Source organism: Bradyrhizobium sp. Crot121 (assembly GCF_059512385.1).
Window position 1 is genome coordinate 1 of sequence record NZ_JCAMOR010000235.1, and the last position, 1,499, is coordinate 1,499.

The following is a 1,499-nucleotide window of genomic DNA, read 5'->3' on the forward strand; positions in this document are numbered from 1 at the left end:
AAGGCGAAGGGATCGGTCAGCAGCCGGATCAGGGCCGGGTCGCGCGCGGCGGCAGCCAACGTCGCCTGAGCGCTCGCCGCGGTGCCGCCAGACATGCCGCCTTTCACCTTGCGCAGGCGGGCTTTGACCCGCCGCGCCGGGCGTCCGAACTTCTCGCGCGCCTTCTCCTGCAACGTGAGAACGCCAAGGTCGAACGGGATGGAATCGAAGCCGCAAGAGAAGACGATACGCGCGCCGGTCCGTTTCGCCTCTGCGTGATGGGCGTCGATCATGCGCCGCATCCAAGCCGGCTCGCCGCACAGATCAACATAGGCCGTGCCCGTAGCCGCGCAGGCCGCCACAAGCTCGGGACCGTGGAGCTGATAAGGCCCGACCGTCGTGATGATCACGACCGCACGCTCGCACATCGAACGCAGGCTGGCCGGCTCGGCGGCATCCGCCTTAACCAACGGCAAATCGTCTGGTGCGCCGATGTCGGCACGCACCTTCTGGAGCTTGTCGGTCGAGCGTCCCGCAATCGCCCACGACGGAGCATCCTCGCCGCGATAGGACGTCGCCAGATATTCGGCGATGAGACGGCCCGTGTAACCCGTCGCGCCATAGACGATGAGGTCGAAGTCCCGCTTCACGACGTTGGTCCTCCTCGAGACCCGGGAGACTGACGCTCAGCACGAGCAGCAGAGGCCTTTTGAGGGTCCGCCGCTTCACCGAACCATCGCGTAAACGGAGGATACCAGAGTTCCTGCCTTGGCGTGCGCAACGTTCGGTTGGGCTCAAACTGAGAAGAACTCCGTGTGAGCAAATGTCTTCCGAGTTACCCCTGAAAGCGGACATCGCTCACTACGGTCGGCATGTCCATAGGTGCCATAACCGGAAGCCGCTAAATCTGTTACCTCTTGGCGATTAGAACGCCATCGTGCCAATGCGGGGAGCGGCTAGTCCACCACCCGTCAGCACTGTTCGCCCGTTCCTATCGATCGACGCACCGGTCCAATTTTAACAATTGTATGACACGCGGAATGCGCCAAAGGCCAGCTGCCCCTCATATTCGACATGGGTGGAACCGAAGATCGGTGCTACGCAGCGCGGGTGGAGAAGAGCACCTTTCGCAGCTTGCGTATTTTCGCGCTGCAACTGCATCGAGACTGCCGTTTGCACTGACTCTCTTCCCTTACTCGCCGTGCGCATGTCGCCGGCGCAAGCCCCTAAAATTGATCCGTTCGTGTCGATGAGGACTCACGCTTGAGCCGACATCCAGTTGGAATATCCGAATTTGCAAGTGAGTTGGATCTCAGCGCGAGTAGCGACAGCAGATCTAAACATATGTTAAGGCCGCCGCTTCGCACCACCCGGAATGAAGTGCCTCACCGCGGGTCATCTGCAGTGACGCGTCCGGGCGGAATGCCTAACTGTCTCCTGGCCACACTGCCGGTATCGGATCTCGATCTGTTGCGGCCCGCGCTGGAGACGGTCGCGCTCGATCAGGACGCGATCCTTGC

Annotated in this window: 1 protein-coding gene; it reads right to left on the minus strand. The window is 61.6% G+C overall.

What is annotated here, in order from left to right:
• A partial coding sequence (locus AC5ZGW_RS46240; RefSeq protein WP_496114169.1) for a saccharopine dehydrogenase family protein occupies positions 1 to 629 on the minus strand: 629 nt, incomplete at its 3' end.
• Positions 630 to 1,499: the final 870 nt, after the last annotated feature.